This is a genomic window from Nocardia sp. NPDC057227 (assembly GCF_042669725.1).
GTDB classification, from domain to species: Bacteria; Actinomycetota; Actinomycetes; order Mycobacteriales; family Mycobacteriaceae; genus Nocardia; species Nocardia asteroides_A.
The window spans coordinates 274,914-291,790 of the sequence record NZ_JBHUXA010000001.1 but is presented as its reverse complement, the minus strand read 5'-3'; the positions used below and the strand labels follow the sequence as shown (position 1 = coordinate 291,790).

Annotated in this window: 17 protein-coding genes; 7 read left to right on the top strand and 10 right to left on the bottom strand. The window is 73.1% G+C overall.

Annotation, left to right across the window (positions count from 1 at the left end):
• Positions 1-201 precede the first annotated feature (201 nt).
• Positions 202-429 (bottom strand): hypothetical protein, encoded by a 228-nt coding sequence (locus ACFUJ1_RS01535; protein WP_378641289.1) that lies wholly within the window; start codon positions 427-429, stop codon positions 202-204.
• Between the two features lie 192 nt (positions 430-621).
• Between ACFUJ1_RS01535 and ACFUJ1_RS01530 the strand changes: the two genes are divergently transcribed.
• From ACFUJ1_RS01530 to ACFUJ1_RS01520, 3 genes are all read left to right on the top strand, one after another.
• Positions 622-957, top strand: a complete 336-nt coding sequence (locus ACFUJ1_RS01530; RefSeq protein ID WP_378641287.1) for a WhiB family transcriptional regulator — start codon at positions 622-624, stop codon at positions 955-957.
• 145 nt (positions 958-1,102) lie between these two features.
• Positions 1,103-4,426 carry a BTAD domain-containing putative transcriptional regulator gene (locus tag ACFUJ1_RS01525; RefSeq protein ID WP_378641285.1) on the top strand — a complete coding sequence of 1,108 codons (3,324 nt, stop codon included), beginning with the start codon at positions 1,103-1,105 and terminating at the stop codon, positions 4,424-4,426.
• A gap of 106 nt (positions 4,427-4,532) precedes the next feature.
• Complete coding sequence (locus tag ACFUJ1_RS01520) at positions 4,533-5,021, top strand: DUF1269 domain-containing protein (protein ID WP_378641283.1); 489 nt, start codon at positions 4,533-4,535, stop codon at positions 5,019-5,021.
• Between the two features lie 3 nt (positions 5,022-5,024).
• Here the strand turns inward: ACFUJ1_RS01520 and ACFUJ1_RS01515 are convergent, their stop codons facing one another.
• Both ACFUJ1_RS01515 and ACFUJ1_RS01510 read right to left on the bottom strand, forming a co-directional pair.
• Positions 5,025-5,699: a hypothetical protein gene (locus tag ACFUJ1_RS01515; protein ID WP_378641281.1), complete on the bottom strand. Its 675-nt coding sequence runs from the start codon at positions 5,697-5,699 to the stop codon at positions 5,025-5,027.
• 194 nt (positions 5,700-5,893) lie between these two features.
• A complete protein-coding gene (locus ACFUJ1_RS01510) occupies positions 5,894-6,181 on the bottom strand; it encodes a putative quinol monooxygenase (RefSeq protein WP_378641279.1) in 288 nt (95 codons plus the stop codon).
• A 76-nt stretch (positions 6,182-6,257) separates the two neighbouring features.
• Between ACFUJ1_RS01510 and ACFUJ1_RS01505 the strand changes: the two genes are divergently transcribed.
• The gene (locus ACFUJ1_RS01505) at positions 6,258-6,668 is read left to right on the top strand and encodes a hypothetical protein (protein WP_378641278.1); all 411 of its coding nucleotides are present in this window, start codon (positions 6,258-6,260) and stop codon (positions 6,666-6,668) included.
• A gap of 58 nt (positions 6,669-6,726) precedes the next feature.
• Here the strand turns inward: ACFUJ1_RS01505 and ACFUJ1_RS01500 are convergent, their stop codons facing one another.
• Positions 6,727-7,836, bottom strand: a complete 1,110-nt coding sequence (locus tag ACFUJ1_RS01500) for a rhodanese-like domain-containing protein (protein WP_378641276.1) — start codon at positions 7,834-7,836, stop codon at positions 6,727-6,729.
• 233 nt (positions 7,837-8,069) lie between these two features.
• On the opposite strand from ACFUJ1_RS01500, the gene ACFUJ1_RS01495 reads away from it, so the two are divergent.
• Entirely contained in the window at positions 8,070-9,422 is a 1,353-nt protein-coding gene (locus ACFUJ1_RS01495) for an NtaA/DmoA family FMN-dependent monooxygenase (protein WP_378641273.1), read from the top strand.
• A complete protein-coding gene (locus ACFUJ1_RS01490; protein ID WP_378641271.1) occupies positions 9,419-10,684 on the top strand; it encodes an acyl-CoA dehydrogenase family protein in 1,266 nt (421 codons plus the stop codon). The genes ACFUJ1_RS01495 and ACFUJ1_RS01490 overlap by 4 nt, the downstream gene beginning before the upstream one ends.
• A gap of 213 nt (positions 10,685-10,897) precedes the next feature.
• On the opposite strand, the gene ACFUJ1_RS01485 is transcribed toward ACFUJ1_RS01490, so the two are convergent.
• Positions 10,898-11,371, bottom strand: coding sequence for a methyltransferase family protein (locus tag ACFUJ1_RS01485; protein WP_378641269.1), 474 nt, complete (start codon positions 11,369-11,371; stop codon positions 10,898-10,900).
• Positions 11,372-11,426: 55 nt separating this feature from the next.
• On the opposite strand from ACFUJ1_RS01485, the gene ACFUJ1_RS01480 reads away from it, so the two are divergent.
• Positions 11,427-12,065, top strand: a complete 639-nt coding sequence (locus tag ACFUJ1_RS01480) for a TetR/AcrR family transcriptional regulator (RefSeq protein WP_378641267.1) — start codon at positions 11,427-11,429, stop codon at positions 12,063-12,065.
• On the opposite strand, the gene ACFUJ1_RS01475 is transcribed toward ACFUJ1_RS01480, so the two are convergent.
• The 5 genes from ACFUJ1_RS01475 to ACFUJ1_RS01455 are packed head-to-tail and all read right to left on the bottom strand — an operon-like array spanning position 12,055 to position 16,826.
• Positions 12,055-12,810 carry a hypothetical protein gene (locus ACFUJ1_RS01475; protein ID WP_378641265.1) on the bottom strand — a complete coding sequence of 252 codons (756 nt, stop codon included), beginning with the start codon at positions 12,808-12,810 and terminating at the stop codon, positions 12,055-12,057. The genes ACFUJ1_RS01480 and ACFUJ1_RS01475 overlap by 11 nt on opposite strands.
• Positions 12,807-14,531 (bottom strand): asparagine synthetase B family protein, encoded by a 1,725-nt coding sequence (locus tag ACFUJ1_RS01470; protein ID WP_378641263.1) that lies wholly within the window; start codon positions 14,529-14,531, stop codon positions 12,807-12,809. Before ACFUJ1_RS01470 ends, ACFUJ1_RS01475 begins: the two co-directional genes overlap by 4 nt.
• Before the next feature lie 4 nt (positions 14,532-14,535).
• Positions 14,536-15,018 (bottom strand): hypothetical protein, encoded by a 483-nt coding sequence (locus ACFUJ1_RS01465; RefSeq protein WP_378641262.1) that lies wholly within the window; start codon positions 15,016-15,018, stop codon positions 14,536-14,538.
• Between the two features lie 24 nt (positions 15,019-15,042).
• Positions 15,043-15,840, bottom strand: a complete 798-nt coding sequence (locus ACFUJ1_RS01460) for a hypothetical protein (RefSeq protein ID WP_378641260.1) — start codon at positions 15,838-15,840, stop codon at positions 15,043-15,045.
• On the bottom strand, positions 15,822-16,826 hold the full coding sequence (locus tag ACFUJ1_RS01455; RefSeq protein ID WP_378641258.1) for a hypothetical protein: 1,005 nt from the start codon (positions 16,824-16,826) through the stop codon (positions 15,822-15,824). The genes ACFUJ1_RS01460 and ACFUJ1_RS01455 overlap by 19 nt, the downstream gene beginning before the upstream one ends.
• Positions 16,827-16,877: the final 51 nt, after the last annotated feature.

Genomic DNA, 16,877 nt, shown 5'->3' with positions numbered 1-16,877 from the left:
GGTGCGCAGACCAGCACAACCCGGCGCGGACGGGTGCCTGCCGCGGAATCGAGAATCCGCCGGATCCGTTGCCGGGGAACGGGTTCGAATGCGAATTCGGGTGAAGGGGTCATCATCTCCTGCTCGGGGTGGCGAAGAATGGCCGGACACCGCGCCGCGCGACCCCGGGTTCGGCCGGGATCGCGCGGCGCGCAGCGGATTTCAGGACGGCAGCAGCAGGGCGAACGGCGCGTAGTCGCGCACGTGCCCGTCCACCCACTGCCAGACCGTCGTGGTGTCGACGGCGACACCGTTCTGCAGGCAGAGCAGCCAGCCGTGCTCCGCGCGCACCCAGACGTCGCCGTCGCGGTCGCGGTAGACGCCGGGTGCGGCCGGCTCGGGGGCGGCGGGGCGCGGAGCCGGGGCGACGTCGGTCGTGGTGGCGGTCATGGGCAACTCCCGTTCGGGTCGGAAACAAATGCTGCGCAATTCTCACGCGCCCGGCTGAACAATTACTTCCGCACCGATTCCGCAGTTCTTCGGAAATTCTTTGTTATCGAGTGTTGACCATTTTCGAATGGCACTGCGACGAAATTCGTGAATAGAGTGTCGGTGTTCTCCGGATCGGCGAGAGGTGAGGGTATGGATTGGCGCAGTGGCGCCGCGTGCACGGGAATCGCGCCGGGGCTCTTCCTGCCCCCGCTGCCGCCGCGCGGCGACCCGAGGCAGGCGCTCGAATATTGCCGTCGCTGCCCGGTTCTCGTGGAATGCGCCGAGAGTTCGCTGCGCGCCGGACGACGGCACGGGGTGGTGGCCGGAGTTTGGCTTTCGGCCGACCGGGGGGCGCGCGAAGTGCTGCGCGAAATTTCCGCGGGGCGGGTGCGGCAGCGGCGCTGCGTGCGCTGCTGGCGGGTGCTGGATCCGGCCGCGACGGAGCGGTCCTGTGAATTGTGCGGATTCGCCGAGGTTCCGGCCTGAGCCGAAATCTCGCACGCGATCGTGTTCGCGAACACAACTGTTACCCACCGTTTGTCAGTTTTGTGAACCGGCGGTAATTTACCGGTCGGTTTATGTTTGCCGAGGATCGGATGTAAATATCCGGCGACTGGAGGGGCGTCGTTTCATGACAGAGGTGCGAGTTCAGGTCTTCGGCCCGCTGCGGGTCGTGCTCGACGGCCGGGCGACCCGACTCCAGGCGGGCAGGCAGCAGGCGCTGCTCGGCAGGCTCGTCCTGGCCGGTGGGACGACCACGCGGGTGGATCGCCTGATCGAGGATGTGTGGGAGGGCAGCCCGCCCGCCCAGGCCGCCTCGGTGCTGCAGGTGCAGGTGCACAATCTGCGCCGCGTTCTCGAGCCGGCCAGGCCACCGCGGACACCGGCCTGCGTGCTGGTCTCCGAGGACGGCGGATACGCGCTGCGGCTCGATGCCGACAGCGTGGATTCGTGGCATTTCGAACGATTGCTCAACCGCTACGAGCACCATCTGCGCCGGCACGCCGGAACCGGCCCCGCCGAGCGATATCGGATGCTGGACGAGGCGCTGGAGTGCTGGCACGGCGAGGCGTTCGAATCCTTCGCCTCCGCCTCCTGGGCGTCGGCCGAGGTTTCCCGGCTGTCGGATCTGCGGGCCACCGCGATGGAAATGCGGGCCCGCGCCGCGCTGGAGATGGGGCTGGACGCCGATGTCGTCGCGGCGCTGCATCAGCTCGCCCGCGACAATCCGGGGCGCGAGGAGAGCGCGCGATTGCTGGCCACCGCGCAATATCGGCTCGGGCAGCAGATCGACGCGCTGGAGACCGTGCGGCGCACCCGCGAACATCTGCGCTCGGAATACGGGGTCGACCCCGGCAGGCCGCTGCACGAACTGGAAATGGCGATCCTGAACCATTCGCTGGAACCGGAGACACCCCCGCCCGGCACCGCGCTGGTGGTGGCCGCCGTGCCGCGCTCGGAGAAACCACCGCCGCGCCCGGCCTGCTATCCGGCCGAGGCGACCGCCGTCCACGCCGCGGCCGAGGCGGCGGCGGCGGGCGACCCGCGACTACTCTGGCTGGTCGGCGCGGCAGGGTCGGGCAAGACCACGTTGCTGACCGGCGTTCTCGGTGAATTGGCGGCGCGGGGCTGGCACACCGCCTTCGCCTCCTGCCCGGAATTGGACGGCGCGCCGGAGGGATGGGTCTGGACCGAGCTGCTCGAGGGGCTGCCCGGCAGCGCGGAGGTGCGCGCCGCCGACGGCGTCTTCGGGGTGGTGCGCGCGGTCTACCGGCGCAGCCGCGAACTGGCGCTGCACGGACCGGTCGTCATCGCGCTGGACGGCGCGCACCGCGCCGACGCGGCCACGCTGCAGGGCATCAGGCAGCTCATGACCTGGTTGCAGGGCGAGGCGGTGCTCGTCGTCGTCGCGGATCGCGGCCCCGAGCCGGGCCGACCGGCCGACCTGATCACCGACCGGGTCGAGCTCACCGGCCTCGACCTGGCCGGGACGCGGGAGTTCCTGCGCGGCAGCGGCGTCGACATCGGTGACGACGCCCTGGTGCGCAGCCTGCGCGAGCGCACCGCGGGAAACCCCATGCAGCTGCGGATCTGGGGTCAGGTGATCGCCGCGCGGCCGGACTCCGGCGAGCCGCCGCACCGCATCCGGGCCCTGGTCCTGGACGTCGCCGAGCGGCTGCCGACCGGCTCGCTCGCGATGCTGCGCGCACTCGCGCTCTGGGGCGGCCCGATCGACGTCGACGCGCTCGCCCGGCTGGCCGAGCTCACCGAGGAGCGGGTGGCCGATCTGCTCGACAACGCCATGGCCGCCTCGCTGGTGCGCTTCGACGGCTCCGGCCGGGTTGCCGTCCGCGACGAGCTGGTGCAGCGCATCGTGCGCGACAGCATCCCGCCGATGCGGCGCAGGCGCATGCACGCCCACATGGCCGAGGTCGCCGCCGACCGGATCGCGGGCGGGGTCCTCGACGGGGCCGGGCCTGCCGCGCTCGCCGTGCACGCGCTGCACGGCAGCACCCCGGCCACCGCGGGCCGGGCGCTGGAGCGGCTCGTCGAGGCGGCGGCGCGCTGCGCCGCGGCGGGCAGGCGGGCCGAGGCGGCGACCCTGTGGCGGGCGGCCGCCGAGCTGAACGGGCGCGCCACCCCGGTCGATCCCGACGCCGCCCCGGCGGAGCGGGCCGGGCTGATCGACGCGCTCTGCCTGCTCGCCGACGCACTGGCGCACGGGGGCGACCGGGCCGCCGCGGCCGCGGCCCGCGAACGCGCGCTCGACATCGCCGAGAGCCTGGCCGACCCGGCCCTGCTCGCCCGCGCGCTCACCTGCTGGAGCGCCCCGGTGATCCCCGGCATCCGTTACCGCGGCACCGGCAGCCCCCGGCTCCGCACCGCGCTCAAGAACGCGCTGGCCGAGCCGCTACCCGGCCACACAAGGGCTCGGCTGCTGATCACCCTGGCCGGCGAGTCCGAGGGCACGGTGACCGCCGCGCAGCGGTACGCACACGCAGGCGAGGCGCTGGCGCTTGCCTACCACGCCGGTGACCGGCCGCTGGTGTGCGCGGCGCTGAACGCGGTGGTCTGCGCGCTGGTCGACGCCGGCTCCGCCGACCTGTGCGGCCCGGCCACCGCGGAGCTGAGCCGGGTGGCCGCGCTCACCGAATCGGCCGAGTACCGGGCGCTCGCGCTGTACCTGCGCTTCCTCGACGCCTGCAGGCGCGGCGACCTGGTCGCCGCGGCGCGGTTCGCGCTGGAGGCGCTCGCCGCCGCCGAGGACGGGCACTTCCCCGAGCTGCGCCAGGCCCTGCTCTGCTTCGTCGCCACCACCGACCTGATCCGCGGCGACCGCGCCGCCGCCGAGCAGCGCTACACCGCCTGCCGCGCGGCCGCGCTCGAGCTCGGCGCCTGGCACGAGGACGCGCTGCTGCTCACCGAGCTCGCCACCGCGTGGGACCGCGACGACCTGACCCCGCTGCGCGCGGTGCTCGAGCGGCGCTACGCGCAGGAGCCGGAGCGCTTCGCCCACGTCTACGCGCTCGCCCTCGCCCAGGCCGGTGAGCTGGAGCGCGCCCGCCCGGTGTTCCGGGAGAACCCGCCGCTGCACCGCGGCCCCGGCCGGCCGATGATGACCGCCTTCTCGGCCCGCGCCGCCGTCGCGCTCGGCGAGAGCGAGGCCGCCGCACTGCTTTTCGAGCGGCTCACGGCCTGGTCCGGCTCGACGGTCGGGTTCGGCACCGGGCTGGTCGGCCTCGGCCCGATGGACCTGGTGCTGGCCCGGCTGGCCGCGGCGGCCGGGGACGAGGTCTCCGCGCGGACCCTGCGCGACCGGGCCTGCGCCCAGCGCGAGCACCTGCGCGGGATCGCCGAGTCCATCCGGCCGCAGACCGAGCTCATCGCCGCCCGCTGCACCGGGCGCCCCGAGCCCGGCTGCGCCTGCCCCGACCTGCACGTCTCCATCGCCTGAGCTGCGCCGCTCCGCAGGTCACCCGCAACGGATGATCCCCGGTCCGCCTCCGCGTCACTAGCGTCGCCGGGCGCAAGGCACGTATCCCTCGACGAAGGAGAAGCCCATGGCCGGAACCCTGACCGTCTGGAAGTTCCCGAGCGAGACCGGCGCCGAGACCGCCGTCGCCACCCTGCGCGAACTCGAGCAGCGGCGGCTGGTCGCCGTGCACGACGCGGCGATCGTCAGCTGGCCCGCCGGGGCGCCGAAGCCGAAGACGAAGCAGCTGCACAACCTCGCCGGCGCGGGTGCGCTCGGCGGCGCCTTCTGGGGGCTGCTGTTCGGGCTGCTGTTCTTCGTCCCGCTGCTCGGGGTCGCGGTCGGCGCGGGCATCGGCGCGCTGACCGCCTCGCTCGCCGACGTGGGGATCGACAACTCCTTCATCGCCCGGTTGAAGGAGCAGCTGACCCCGGGCACCTCGGCACTGTTCGTGCTCTCCTCCGATGCCAGGCTCGACCGGGTACACGAGGAGTTCCGCCACCAGACCGCCGAGCTCGTCACCACCAACCTCAGCCACGAGCAGGAGCGGAAGCTGCGCGCGGTCTTCGCCGAGTAGCGGTCAGGGGCGCCGCGGCACCGTGCCGAGGTGCTCGCCGAACCACACCGACGCCAGGTAGGCCGACCACATGCCCAGCCGGTCCCGCGGGACCGGCTGGGTGCTCACCGCCAGCTCGGTGATCCGGGTCGGGGCGGGCACCAGCGCCGCGGCCGCCCGGACGCACCGGCGGATCCGCTCGTCGGCGCCGCCGGAGACGAACAGGGTCGGGGCCAGTACCCGGGTCAGGCGGTCGGCCGCCAGGTCGGGCCTGGCGCCGTGCACCACCACGGTGCCGAGTCGCACATCCGGTTCGCCCGCCGTCCAGAGCGCGACCGGGGCATCCGAGCCGACGCCGAGCAGCCCCACCGGCATCCACTGGTACGGGGACCCGGTCAGCCAGTGCCTGACGGCGAGCAGCCGCCCGCCGAGCAGGGTGATGTCGAAGATCAGATCGGTCGTCGCCTCGGCGGGGGTCAGCAGGTCGAGCGTCAACGAACCGAGCCCGCGGTCGGTGAGCTGCCCCGCGATGTGGGAGTTGCGCGGGCTGTCCCGCCAGGTGCCGCTGCCGTGCGCGACGAGCACCATGGCTCGTGCGCCGTAGGGGATCCGCAGGTGCCCGCGCAGCGCCGTGCCCTCGGCGCGCACGGTGATCTGCTCATCGATGTCCAGCGCGGTGATCGCCCCGATGTCCGTCATCCCATCTCCTCTATCCGTCTCCGGTGATGGGATCAGTCTGTGCAACAGCACTTTTCGCACGCTTCCGCGCGAATTCCGGCGGGCTCGGCGATCGAGCGGCTCGACCACGACGGTGCCGGGACCGTGGTGTCCCGCCCGCGTGGCGGCCCGTTCGAGAGCATCGTGCGGAACTCGGGACGAGCGCATCGCCTCGCCTATGTCAGGGAGCGCACCTCGGCGATGTCGTACTCCGAGACCGAGGCCGAGAGCATCTGCGCGCTCTGATCGTCCCCCGGCCCACTGCCCCGGAACGCCTCTACCGCCGCCTGCGTTTCCCAGCGCTCCAGAATATTGATCCGCCCGTTGTCGACCAGATCCGCGCTGATCGCGAAGTCGAGGCAGCCGGGGGCGCGGCGCGCCTGCTCGACGACGGGCACGCATCCCGCCAGGTAGGAATCGCGATCCGCGGGGTCGACGGTGATGTGGCCTGCGACGATAACCATGTACGGCTCCTTCTCGTGGTGTCGGGTATACCGACGACGGGAAGGGCCGAAGTTCATCGGTGAAGGGAATTCGCGCATGGTCGACAGCGCTCAGCGCCGCCTCGGGATGGCGGCGGCGTTCCTCGCGGCGGCGGCGCTGCCGGTGGGCCTGGCACCGTCGGCCGCCGCCGAGGTCTTCACGCTCCGCGCCGAGCCCGGCGCGAGCTGGGGGCCGGTGACCCCGTTCGGAACCTCGTGCACGTACACGCTGGTCGCCGCCGTGAGCACCGATATGCCGGTCTCGTTCTACGACTTCGAGGACAGCTCGACCTTCGTCCCTGGCAACCTCGTCACGCCGGTGAACGGCGTCGCCACGGTGCGCTGGACGCCGGTCGTCCCCGGCACGCACCGAATCATGGCGTACCAGACCTCGGCCGGCGGGCCGACGGTGGACATTCAGGTCGGGACCGGGGTCGATACCGGATCAGGGTGCGCAGTCCCGTTCTGAACAGCGCGGACATGGATGCGAAGGACGCTTGGGGCAACCCGCGCGGGGCACACCTCGGTCAGGACTGCGCTGTGGCGAAATCGTGCAGTAGGACGGCGATTTCGAAACCGCGGCGCTGCAACCAGTGCGCCACGACCGACGCCCGGGCCGCCGTCGGATCGTCGATGAGCACCACGCGCGCCCCGCGGACGGCGATGGTCCGGTAGGAGACGCCGAGCAACTGCCCGCCCTCGGCGTTGATCGAGCCGGGCAGGTGGCCCTGGTCGAACTCCTCCGGGGTGCGGACGTCGAGCAGGTAGGTGGTGCGGCCGGGGTCGGCGGCCCAGGCGTGCGCGGTCGCCACGTCGATGCGGGGGAATTCGTCACCGGCGGAGATGGCCCGCACCCGGGCGGCGGCGCGCTCGCGGGCGGCGTCGTCGACCGGGCCGTACAGGGCGGTGGCGCCGGTTTCGAGCTCGAGGTTCTCCTGCTTCCAGGCTTTGGTGCCGTCGTGCAGGTAGGAGACCTTGTTCGGGACGCCCGCGTCGATCAGGGTCTGGGCGCCGATGATGGCACGGGGGAGTCCGGCGCAGGAGACGACGATGTGGGTGTCGGGGGAGGGGACGACGTCGGCGAAGCGGAGCAGCAGCTCGGCGCCTGGCACGCCGACGGCGCCGGGGACGTGGCCCGCGGTGAACTCGGGGACGGTGCGGGTGTCGATCACGACGACGTCGGCGCCCTCGTCCTTGAGCGTCTTGAGCTCGGCGGCGGTGACGACGGGGGTGGCGCGCTCGTCGCGGATGCCGAGCGAGAAGTCCTGGCCGGGGATGTCGAAGGTGGGCAGGCCGTCGGTGCCCGCGCGGGTCCACTCCGGGATGCCGCCCGCCAGCACGTGCACGTTGGTGCGCCCGGCGGCGGCCAGTTCGGCGGCGAGCGCGTCGGCGGCGCCGTCCCCGGCGTCGACCAGGACGGTGCGCACCACCGGGCGCGGCACGAACCGGTCGATCTCGGCGGCGACCCGCTCGGCGGGCAGGTTGGTGGCGAAGAGCGGCGAGGCGTAGCCGACCACCTCGCTGGGGCGGATGTCGAGCACCGCCAGCTCCGCGCCGTCGGCGAGCCAGCGGCGCAGCGTGTCGGTGTCGATGGTGTTCGCGGCGGCCGTGCTCGGCTCGATCGAGGAAGTGCTCACGCTCGTACGGTAAGGCCGGCTTCACGGGTCCCGGCCGGACCGAGCGCGGTCCGGGGCAGTGGGCGGCGGGCTCGAGCTGGGCGGACGCACCGCGGGCGGTGTTCGAATCACGGTGGTTCGAGATCCGGCAGGTCACAGGGTGTTTCAACCACGGTGAACGGTATCCGTGACGCGCGGTCGACGGCTCGGTAGGAGAAGAGGTATTCGTTCCGCACCGTCCAGGAGCCGCCCGTATGAGTATCGACAGACCCGTGCGCAGGCTGACCCTCGCCGCCTCCATCGTCGGCTCCGGCGTCTCGGCGAAGGCATGGAACTGGCCGGGCACGAAGTGGAACCGGTTCGCCGACTTCGAGCACTACCGGCGCTCGGCGGAGCTCGCGCGCTCCGGCAATCTCGACGCGGTGTTCGTCTCCGACCACCCGGCGCTGCAGCGCGACGCGCGGCGCGGGCCGGGGCACCTGTTCGACCCGATCGTGCTGTTCTCCGCCATCGCGTCCGCCGTCCCCGATATCGGCTTCGTGCTCACCGCCTCGACCAGCTACAACTCGCCCTACAACCTGGCGCGGCGGCTGGCCAGCCTGGACGCCATCTCCGGCGGCCGGGTGATCTTCAACGCGGTCGCCAACTTCAACCCGGATATCGCCGCCAACTTCACCGCGAGCGGGCTGCTCGACCGCGACGACCGCTACCGCAAGGCCGACGAGTTCCTCGAGGTGGTCAAGAAGCTGTGGCTCTCCTGGGACACCCCGGACGGCCCGGAGCCGCAGGGGCCGCTGTGGGACGAGACCACCGCCCGCACCATCGACCACCACGGCGAGTTCTTCGACGTGCGCGGCCCGCTGAACGTCCCGGTCGGCCCGCAGGGGCACCCGGTGATCTCGCAGGCGGGCGCCTCCGCGCAGGGCATCGATTTCGCGGGCAAGCACGCCGAGATCGTCTACGCCGCGCTGCTCAGCAAACAGGCCGCGCACGAGTACGCCGCCCAGCTCGACGCCGCCGCGCAGCGGCACGGCCGCCCGCCGGGCAGCATCCGGCTCTTCCCCGGCGTGAACGTCTACCTCGGCGACAGCAGGGCCGAGGCGCTGCGCAGGCACGAGGTGTTCAGCGGCGCCGAGAACGAGGACGGGCTGATCGCGGCCTTCCTGACCCAGCAGCGCTCGTTCAACCCCGCGTTCCCGAAGTCGATCGACCCGGACATACCGCTGAAGCCGGAGTGGTTCGAGCCGCAGGAGGACCAGACCCGGCCGATCGGGTTCAGCAAGGCGGTCCAGGACCTGGTGCGGATCGAGCAGCCGAGCACCCGCGAGATCGTGCGCCGGGTCGGCGGTGCCGGCGGGCACCGGCTGGTGATCGGGAGTCCGAAGGAGGTCGCCGACCAGCTCGTCGACTGGTGGGCCGACGGCGCGGTCTCCGGCTTCAACGCCCACTTCCCGCTGCTGCCCGACGATCTCGAGCGGTTCGTGCGCGAGGTGGTGCCGATCCTGCAGGCCGAGGGCGTCTTCCCCACCGGCTACGACGCGCCGACCATTCGCGGCCGCTTCGGCCTGCCCGAACCCACCGCCGCCGTGACCGAGGAAGCCGCATGACCACCACCATCAGCCCCGCACCCACCGACGAAGAGCTGCTCGCGAAGTACCGTCCGGTGTTCGCGCGCATCGCCGACGGCGCCTTGGCGCGCGAGACCAGCGGGCGGCTCGCGCTCGAGGAGGCGGGCTGGCTGCGGGAGGCAGGCTTCCCCGCGGTGCGGGTACCGCGCGAGCTCGGCGGCGACGGCGCCAGCCTGCGCCAGCTCTACCTGCTCGTGGTCGAGCTCGCCGCGGCGGAATCCAATCTGCCGCACGCACTCCGGGTGCACCTCCGGTTCGTCGAGGACCGCTGGCGGGAGCGGCACACCGAGCGCGGCCGGGAGTGGCTCGGCCGGATCGGCGCCGGGCTGGTCTTCGGCACCGCGGTGAGCGAGCGCGAGGGCAGCTTCCGCAAGCCCGCGACCACGCTGCGGACCGTCGACGGGAAACTGCTGCTCAACGGCACGAAGTACTACAGCACCGGCGCGCTCTACGGCGACTACCTGACCGTCGCCGCGCAAGACGACAACGGCGAACGGGTGACCGCGGTGGTACCCGCGGACGCACCCGGCGTCGAAAGGATCGACGACTGGGCCGGTTTCGGCCAGCGGGCCAGCGCGAGCGGCACGACGGTCCTGACGAACGTGGAGCTCACCGGGCCGGAGGCGGTCTTCCCGCCGCCCGGCGGCACCGCGGGCCACCTCGCGCACTTCCAGCTGACCCACCTGGCGACCATCGCGGGCATCGTGCGCCGGGCCACCGACGACATCGCCGAGTTCGTCCGGAACCGGCACCGCACCTACCCGGTCGCCAAGGCGGCGGTGGCGGCGAACGACCCGCTCATCCAGCAGGTGGTCGGGCGCACCGATGCTGCCGCCTACGCGCTGCGCGCCACCGTCCTCGACGCCGCCGCTGCGCTGGACGCCGCCGCCGAGCTGGGCTACGCCTTCCGCACCACACCGGAGGCCGAGCGCACTCCGGAGGCGGCGGCCGAGGTCGCGGCGGCCGAGCTGAAGGCCGAGCTGGACGCCTTCCGCGCGCAGTCCGTCGTACTCCCACTCGCCCTGCAGGCCACCACCGAGATCTTCGAGGTGGGCGGGGCGTCGGCGCTGGACCGGAAGTACCAGTTCGACCGGCACTGGCGCAATGTGCGCACGCTGGCCTCGCACAATCCGCTCATCTACCGCGAGCAGCAGCTCGGCGACTACGTGCTCAACGGCACCGCGCCGACCTTCGCCTCGCCGGAGGGTGGATCGGTCATCACGGGCGGGGCCCCGGCGTAGGGGGTGGTTGGCTCCGCCCCGGTAGGGACTGTCGTCGACCCTGGCAGAGGATCCGGGGCGGAGCCGCACCCGGAGCGGAGATGAGCGATCCGCTCCGGGTGCACCCCTCTGTTCTACCGGGCGCGACGGTGGATTCCTGTCCGCTGTTCGCTCGATTCCCCGTCGGTTCGCTATGCGGTAGCTGTTATATGGGCGGAGGGTCGACGGCAGCGCTCAGAGCCAGCGGCGGACTCGGGCGCGATAGGCGTCGTACTCGTCGGGGAAGCGCTGTCGCAGGTAACGCTCCTCGGGCGCGATCACCAACCGGGTGACGGCGAGCAAGGTGAGCGGGAGCAGAACGAGCGGCCACCAGGTGCCGATGAGTAGCCCGAGCCCGGGAACCAGCAGGGCGAGCCCGAGATACATCGGGTTGCGGGAGACGCGGTAGACGCCGGTGGTGATCAGCGTGGCCACCGGCCGGTGCGGGACGATCGTGGTGCGGTGCCTGATCACCGCGAGCACTCCGGCGGCTGCCGAACCCGCTCCCGCGCAGGCGATGACGAGGCCGGCGACCCGCAGCGCCGGGTGCGCCGCGGCGAGCGGGAACACCCGGTCGAGCAGTACGCCGCCGACCAGGGCCGCGGCATAGTAGAGCGGCGGCGGGATCGGGACGACGCGGGCGCCGGTCTCGGACGTGGTGGTCGACATGGCATCCTCTTTTGGTAGAGTAAAGCTCTATTCAATAGTTGACTACCCTGAACCGGTGGCTGTCAAGAGGCGGTACGAATCCACGCATCGGCAGGAGCAGGCGCGCAGCACCCGGCTCGCGATCCTGGCGGCGGCGCGCACGCTCTTCGTCGCGCCCGGGTACGGCGCGACCACGCTCGCCGAGATCGCCCGCGCGGCAGGGGTGGCGGTGCAGACCGTCTACAAGGTGTTCGGCAACAAGAAGACGCTGCTCTCCGAACTGCTCGATCTGGTGATCGCCGGGGACGACGAACCGGCCGCGCTCGCTCAGCGGGAGTTCGTCGCCGAGATCCGCGCCCTCGGCGACGCCCGCGCCAAACTACGCCGCTACGCCCGCCACCTCGCGCAGACGCACGCGCGGCAGGCCGAGGTGCTGCTCGCGATCGAGAGCGCGGCGAGCACGGAACCGGACGCGGCCGCGATCCACGCGAAGAATGTGGCCGAGCGCCGCACCGCCATGGGCATGTTCGCGGCCGATCTGGCCGTGACCGGGGAGCTGCGAGCGGAGCTGTCCGACGAGGAGATCGTCGACGTGCTGTGGCTGGCCATGGACGTGCGGAATTTCGACTGGCTGGTCCGGCGGCGGGGCTGGAGCCCCGAACGGTTCGCGGACTGGTACGTCGAGTCGGTGGCCGCGGTGCTGCTCAGCCGGTAGGGCCGCCGGGGCGCGAGGTTCCGGCCGGGTCGGCGCAGGTGTCGGCGGCGGCGAGCTCGGGCGCCAGGAAGATCGTCTGCGCCATCATCCGGTAGCCGGACATGCGCTCCCGGAACACCTCCACCGACTCCTCCGGGTGCACCGAGTCGATCACGGCGTTCGGCCCGATCGCGTTGAACTGGTGGCTGACCCCGCGCGGGATCTGCATGTCGACGAACGAGCACGGCGGCACGATCAGGTTGTGCCTGGTGCGGTGCACGCCGGGCGGGGTGTCGGGCAGGTCGTCGGTGAACTGCTCGGGCGCGAACGGGGTGACGCCGGGAACGTCGGTCACCACGAACGGCGAGAGGCTGCCGACCCGGATACCGGTGTCCGGCCCGGTCATCATGCGCACGAAGCGCAGCCCGGTGTGCAGGTGCATGCGCGAGCAGATGCCGCGCTCGGCGGAGTCGTAGAAGTCCATGAGGTAGCGGTCGGCGAAGAAGCCGTCGAAGGGCTTCTCGATCATGTAGACCTCGCCCTCCTCGAAGGTCTGCGAGCGGATGATGCCGTCGGCGTCCGCGGTGGTCGCGGCGGTGGCGGCCGCGGCCGTGCGGACGATCCGTGCGAAGGCGTCGACCACGGCCGCGGCGACAGCGGGCTCGAAGCGGGCGACCGGGGTGACCACGTTGCGGCCCGGGTCGGCGAAGGTCGCCAGGTCGTGGATCTCGTTCTCGGCGTCGGCCGCCACCTTGAGCCGGGTCATCCGACCGGCCCGCCCACGTCGAACGAGCGCAACCACAGTTCCAGCGACAACACCAGCCAGAGTTTGCCACCCTGTCGCGGGAGCAGCGCGCCCTCCCCGCGCAGCCAGCCGCGCACGGTGTCCCGGCGGAAGAGCCCGCGGTCGCCGGAGAGCAGCAGGTCGTGGCCGAGGTCGCGCAGCGGGCCGTCCAGCCACTGCTGCACCGGCACCCGCATGCCGCTCTTGGGCCGGTCGACGATGGTGGCGGGCAGCAGGTCGCGCACCGACTCCTTGAGGATCCACTTCTCGCTGGTCCCGGCCAGTTTCAGCGCGGGAGGGGTGGCGAAGGCGCGGTCGATCACCGCGCGGTCGAAGAGCGGGGCGCGGCCCTCGATGCCGCTGGCGGCGGTGAGCCGCTCCACCTTGGTCAGGATGTGGTGGGCGCCCTTGGTGCGCAGGTTCACGTGCAGGAGCTGGTTGAGCAGCGTGCTCATCCGGTCCTGCCGCAGGTAGGGGGCGACGTGCGCGGCCGGGCCCGGCGCGGATTCCAGCGCGGCCAGGGTGTCGGGGGTGAGCAGGGCGGGCAGGTCGGCGTGGCACTTGCGGTAGCTGTCGATGTAGGCGCGGGCGCGGGCATCCGGGTCGGGGTCGCCGCGGAAGAGCTCGAAGATGAGCATGGGCAGGTTCTTGGGGCCGCCGAAGACCGGGTCGCCGCCCTCGCCGTTGAGCGCGACGGTGGCGCCGTCGGCCGCCACCGCCTCGGCCAGCAGCGCGTTGGGGACGGTGAGCGGGTCGCCGACGGGGGAGTCGAGCAGCCCGACGGTGTCGGCGAGCCGGGCCGCGACGGTCGCGCCCGGCACCGTGAGCACCCGGTGCTCGGTGCCGCAGTGCGCCGCCACCAGCCCGGAGTAGCCGAGCTCGTTGGGCGCGGTGTCGCCGAAGCTGATCGAGTAGGTGCGCACCGGGTGGTCGTGCAGCTTGGCGGCGAGCGCGGTCACCAGGCTGCTGTCGATGCCGCCGGAGAGCAGCACCGCGACCGGTTCGCCCGCGGGCAGCCTGCGGGACACCGCCTGCTCCAGCAGGGCGCGCAGGGCGAGGGCGTGCTCGGCCGCGGGGCGGTGGTCGACGAGTTCCTCCGGCTCCCAGTAGGTCTGCTCGCTGCTGGTGCCGTCGGGGTGCAGCCGGACGCAGCGGCCGGGGAGCACTTCGCTGACGCCGTGCAGCAGGGTTTCCCGGCCGGGGAGGTAGGCGAAGGTCAGGAAGTCGCGGACCGCGGGCAGGTGCAGCCCGGTGCGCAGGGCGGGCCAGCGGCGCAGCGCGCGCAGCGAGGTGGAGGCGGCCCAGCCCGCGGCGGCGCGCGCGTGGAAGAGGGTGCGGGCGCCGACGTGGTCGCGGATCAGCACCAGGTCGGGGCCGTCGGTGACAGCGAGGGCGAACATGCCGTCGGCGGCGGCGATGCCGGGCAGGCCGAAGCGCTGGTAGAGGTGCAGCAGGAGCAGGCCGTCCCCGCTGCCCGGCGGTGGCGCGGCGGCGCCGAGCCGGGCGCGCAGCTCGGCGGTGTTGAAGAGCGTGACCTCGCCGACGGCGGTGAGCGCGCCCGCGGTGAACGGGCCGGCGGCGGTGCCGGGGCCGTCGAGCAGGCCGAGGGCGTGCGGGCCGTTCGCCGCGAGCGGTTCGGCGCCGACCGCGCGTACCTGGGCGGTGGGGTCGGCGGAGGTCAGGAAGGCGCACCAGCGGGACATCAGCTCACCCGAAATCGTCGTCGTCGCCGTAGCTGTCGTCCCAGTCGCCGTAGCCGTCGCCGCCGTCGTCCCCGCCGCCGGAGCTGCTGTTCGTCGCCTGGTTGCGCAGCTCCTCCTCTTCCTCCGGGCTCATGACCAGCGGCGGCACGACCAGCGCGCCGAGCAGCGCGCCGCCTGCGACGGTGGCGAGCACCGCGCCGATCCGGCCGCCGAAGGAGCTGCGGTTCACGGTGAGCACGCCGTCACCCCAGAGCGTGCGGCCGTACCCGGCCTCGCGGCCGTAGAGGACGCCGCCGGGGTGGTCGCGCCGGATGATCTTCGGGCCGAGCGGCTCGTCCCGGCCGGAGCGGCCCCGGTTGTCCCGCCAGAGCACGGTGCCGCCGGGGCCGCGGCTGCGCCACTCCTGGCGGCCGTCGCCGTAGCGGCGGTGCACGGTGCCGTCGGCGAGCAGTTCATCGGTGTAGTCGACCTGCCGGTACGGGGGCACGGCTGGCTCCTTTCGGGGTACCGGTCATGCGGCGGGCCAGGTCAGGAACCCGGTGTCCCTGGTGCGGCGGAGTTCGAGCAGCGGGGTGCGCGGGGTGCGCACCTCGCGGACCAGGCGGTGCACGGTGCGCAGCAGGGCCGCGGGGCGCACCGCCTCGAGTTCGACGGTGCGGCCGCGGGCCAGCCAGCGGCGCTCGCGGTCGTCCGGGCCCGGTGGCGGCTCGGCCGCTGCTCCCGGCAGGTGGAACAGGTGCAGGGCCTGGGCCTGGCGCGGGCGGAGGCCGAGCGGGACCACCGCGACCTCGTCCGGGAGCGCGGCGAGTTCGCGGACCCGCGCGGCGAACTCGAAGCCGGCGGTGCTCGCCCCGTGCAGCACGTAGGCGGTGCCTTCGACGCGCGCGAGCATCCCCGCGACCCCGGGGTGCACCGGGAGTTCGTCGGCGCTCAGCACCGGGCACGCCGACTCCATCGGCAGCCCGTTGGCGCGCAGCATGTGCGCGATCTCGTGCGAGTGGCAGATCAGCAGCCGGGGCAGGCCGTAGTCGAACAGGTCCGGCTCGGGGGTGTGGCGTCCCGGCTCGGCCCGCTCCGGCGGGGGGATCGTGAGCAGGCCGGGCAGGTCGCCGAGGGCTTCCCGGAACGTGCTGTAGCGCAGCGGAACCCGGACTGTGCAGCCGGGAACGCCGCGCAGCCGGTGCGCGGGGGCGAGCAGGCGGCACAGCTCGTAGTACAGCTGGCGCTCGGTGACCAGCAGCCCGCTCGGCGCGGACGCGCGGGCGCGGGCGAGCGGAAGCAGCCGCTCGATCACGCGGGAGCCGGCCACGTCAGGAAACCCACCTGCCCCGCCAGGCGGCGATCGGGGTCGGCGGCCTCCTCCGCCCGGTCGACCCCGCGCTGCACCAGCCGCAGCAGCCGGGCAGGCGGCAGCGCGGCCACCGGCGACCACCAGCCGTCCAGCAGCCACTGCCGATCCTCCGCGCCGATGGCGGGCGGCAGCGCCGCGGACTCCAGGGGGTGCTCCTTCACCCGCACCGCCCAGGGCGCGGTGCGCACCGACGCGGGGGAGAGGCCGAGGAGTGTGGCGCGCGGGCCGAGCGCCTCGCGCACCTGGCGCGCCCAGCCGATCCCGGCGACGCTCGCGTCGTGCAGGACCAGCACCGGCCCGTTCGGCGGCACCAGTTCGAGACGCTCGCACAGCGCCATTCCCCAGGTGGTGGCGGCGCCGTTGGCGGCGAGGCAGGCCAGGGTGGAGCGGTCCGGGCAGAGCAGCGCGATCCGGGGCCGCGGCACGGCCGGCAGCGGCAGGTTGTCGCGGACCAGCCGGGGTGGCGGCGCACCGTAGAGCCGCTGCCACGGGCGCAGCACCTGCGTGCCGAAGTCGGGATAGGGGCGGTCCATCCGGATGGTGCTGCGGCGCAGCAGCTGCGGCCGGATCAGCAGCAGGAGCAGGTTCACCGCGACGATCACCGCGGCGACCCCGGCCAGCCCCGGCCCGACCGGCAGCACCCCGGAAGCCAGCAGCACCGTCCCGATGATCACCAGCAGCACCGTGTAGCCGATCGCCGCCAGGGTGTAGGTGCGCCCGGTGCCCGGCAGCGTCTTGCGGCCCGCCGCGAAGTACAGCTGCGGGCCGGTGTAGAGCAGGCCACGACCGTCGGAGAGCTTGTCCGCCAGGCGGTGCACGCGCAGGTCGTGCAGCCGGAACGGGCTCTCCTTCGGCTCCAGCGCGAAGGGGCGCCCGCACGACGAGCAGATGCGTTTCGGGCGCTGCCGGTAGAGCAGGCTGGTCTGACAGTGCGGGCAGATCACGCCCTATATTCACCCATCCGCGGCGGATCCGCGAGCGCTGCCGGTGAGAAT

Excerpts from the sequence above, each read along its gene's own strand:
- ACFUJ1_RS01535 (WP_378641289.1), bottom strand. The coding sequence starts at position 429 with ATGACCGCCACCACGACCGACGTCGCCCCGGCTCCGCGCCCCGCCGCC.
- ACFUJ1_RS01530 (WP_378641287.1), top strand. The coding sequence starts at position 622 with ATGGATTGGCGCAGTGGCGCCGCGTGCACGGGAATCGCGCCGGGGCTC.
- ACFUJ1_RS01525 (WP_378641285.1), top strand. The coding sequence starts at position 1,103 with ATGACAGAGGTGCGAGTTCAGGTCTTCGGCCCGCTGCGGGTCGTGCTC.
- ACFUJ1_RS01520 (WP_378641283.1), top strand. The coding sequence starts at position 4,533 with ATGGCCGGAACCCTGACCGTCTGGAAGTTCCCGAGCGAGACCGGCGCC.
- ACFUJ1_RS01515 (WP_378641281.1), bottom strand. The coding sequence starts at position 5,699 with ATGACGGACATCGGGGCGATCACCGCGCTGGACATCGATGAGCAGATC.
- ACFUJ1_RS01510 (WP_378641279.1), bottom strand. The coding sequence starts at position 6,181 with ATGGTTATCGTCGCAGGCCACATCACCGTCGACCCCGCGGATCGCGAT.
- ACFUJ1_RS01505 (WP_378641278.1), top strand. The coding sequence starts at position 6,258 with ATGGTCGACAGCGCTCAGCGCCGCCTCGGGATGGCGGCGGCGTTCCTC.
- ACFUJ1_RS01495 (WP_378641273.1), top strand. The coding sequence starts at position 8,070 with ATGAGTATCGACAGACCCGTGCGCAGGCTGACCCTCGCCGCCTCCATC.
- ACFUJ1_RS01490 (WP_378641271.1), top strand. The coding sequence starts at position 9,419 with ATGACCACCACCATCAGCCCCGCACCCACCGACGAAGAGCTGCTCGCG.
- ACFUJ1_RS01485 (WP_378641269.1), bottom strand. The coding sequence starts at position 11,371 with ATGTCGACCACCACGTCCGAGACCGGCGCCCGCGTCGTCCCGATCCCG.
- ACFUJ1_RS01475 (WP_378641265.1), bottom strand. The coding sequence starts at position 12,810 with ATGACCCGGCTCAAGGTGGCGGCCGACGCCGAGAACGAGATCCACGAC.
- ACFUJ1_RS01470 (WP_378641263.1), bottom strand. The coding sequence starts at position 14,531 with ATGTCCCGCTGGTGCGCCTTCCTGACCTCCGCCGACCCCACCGCCCAG.